At 62.1% G+C, this 2,543-nt stretch carries 1 protein-coding gene; it reads right to left on the reverse strand.

Features of this window, described 5'->3' with window-relative positions:
* A partial coding sequence (locus tag ACGFIO_RS44285) for a type I polyketide synthase (protein ID WP_392837305.1) occupies window positions 1-2,543 on the reverse strand: 2,543 nt, incomplete at both ends.

A 2,543-nucleotide genomic window follows, 5' to 3' on the forward strand; every position in this document is an offset into this window, starting at 1 on the left:
GTGCTCACCACCGGCACCACGATCGACCTCAACACGCAGCCGCACCGCACCATGCTCGGGCAACACCAACGGCGCCTGCACGGTCAACTCACGAACACTGCCGCACCCAACCTGATCACCGGCATGAACCGCCAACTCCACGAACACCGCACCAGGCAAAACCACACTACCGGCAACCTCATGATCAGCCAGCCACGGATGACTACCCAACGAAATCCGGCCGGTGAACACCGTACTCACCGCACCCTCGGTCACCGCACCCAGCAACGGATGCCCCGCCGCCGTCAACCCCACCGCCCCGACATCACGCCGGCCACTATCCGGAACAAGCCAATAACGCGACCGCTGGAACGGATAAGTCGGCAACGTCACCAACCGGCCACCCTGCAAACCAGACAAACTCCACCGCGGCAAAACCCCCGCCGTGAAAGCCTCAGCAACCGAACGCAGGAAACCATCCATACCACCATCACCACGACGCAAAGTCCCGAAACCAAGCGCCGAACTACCCGCACTATCAATCGTCTCCTGCAACCCCGGAACCAAAACCGGATGAGCACTCGACTCAACAAAAAAACCGTAACCATCAGCCAACAACAACCGCGTCGTAGCCTCAAACTCGACAGTCCCACGAAGATTACGGAACCAATACTCCGCATCCAACTCCGCCGGATCCGCCACCCGCCCCGTCACCGTCGAATAAAAACGAATATCACCAGCCCGCGGACGAACCGGCGCCAACAACCGCAACACCTCGTCACGAATACCATCGACATGCCACGAATGCGACGCGTAATCAACCGGAACCCGCCGCGTCCGCACCCCATCAGCATCACAAACAGCCTGCAACTCATCCAACGCCGACGCACTACCCGACACCACCGTCGACCCCGGCCCATTAATCACAGCGACACCAATATCACCACCCCACCGCACCAACCGCGCCCGCACCTGCTCAACCGGCAACGCGACCGACACCATCCCACCCTGCCCAGCCAGCACACGAATCGCCCGACTACGCAACGCCACCACCCGCGCCGCGTCCCGCAACGACAACACACCAGCCACACACGCCGCAGCGATCTCCCCCTGCGAATGCCCAACCACCGCATCCGGCCGCAAACCATGAGAACGCCACAAAGCAGCCAACGACACCATCACCGCGAACAACGCCGGCTGCACCACATCCACCCGCGACAACAACACAGCACCGTCATCGCTCAACAACACCTGCAACAAATCCCACTCGACAAACTCAGCAAGAGCCGACGCACACTCATCAAGACGCGACCTGAACACCGGAGCCGTCACATACAAATCACGAGCCATCGCATCCCACTGCGACCCCTGACCAGGAAACACCAGCACCGTCTTACCGGCCCCGGCAACACCACTCACCACACCCTCAGCCGACACCCCACCAGCAACAGCACCCAAACCCGCCACCAACTGCTCACGAGTCGAACCCACCACCACCGCACGATGCTCAAAAACACTACGACCCGCCAACGTCACCGCCACATCAGCAACCGTCACATCCGCGGCACCAGCAACCACCCCCACCCGACCCGCGAACTCACGCAACACCTCCGCCGAACGAGCCGACACCACCCACCCCACCGGCCCCGAACCCGACACCGAACCCGACACCGAACCCGACACCGGATCCGACACCGGATCCGGCTCCGGCGCCTCCTCCAAAATCACATGCGCATTAGTCCCACTAATCCCGAACGACGACACCCCCGCCCGCCGCGGCCGACCCACCCGCGGCCACTCCCGCGACTCGGTCAACAACCGAACCGAACCCTCACCCCAATCAACAAAAGACGTCGGCGCATCAACATGCAACGTCGAAGGCAACACACCACGACGCATCGCCTCCACCATCTTGATCACACCACCAACACCCGCCGCAGCCATCGTATGACCAACATTCGACTTCAACGAACCAAGCCACAACGGCCTATCCGCAGAATGCTCCCGCCCATACGTCGCCAACAACGCCTGCGCCTCAATCGGATCACCCAACCGAGTCCCCGTACCATGCCCCTCCACCACATCAACATCCGCACCAGAAAGACCAGCACCCGCCAACGCCTGCCGAATAACCCGCTGCTGCGACGGACCATTCGGCGCCGTCAAACCATTCGACGCACCATCCTGATTCACCGCCGAACCCCGCACCACCGCCAACACCCGATGCCCATTCACCCGCGCATCAGACAAACGCTCCAACACCACCACACCCGCACCCTCACCCCACCCCGTACCATCCGCCGACTCCGCAAACGCCTTACAACGCCCATCAGCCGACAACCCACGCTGACGCGAAAACTCCACCAACACCCCCGGCGACGACATCACCGTCACCCCACCAGCAACCGCCAAACCACACTCACCACCACGCACCGCCGCAACAGCCTGATGCAACGCCACCAACGACGACGAACACGCCGTATCCACCGTCACCGCCGGCCCCTCCAAACCCAAGAAATACGCCAACCGACCCGACAACACACTCCCCGTCGTCCCGGTAAGCA

The sequence above is a fragment of the Actinoplanes sp. NPDC049265 genome (assembly GCF_043197135.1).
Lineage (GTDB): Bacteria > Actinomycetota > Actinomycetes > Mycobacteriales > Micromonosporaceae > Actinoplanes.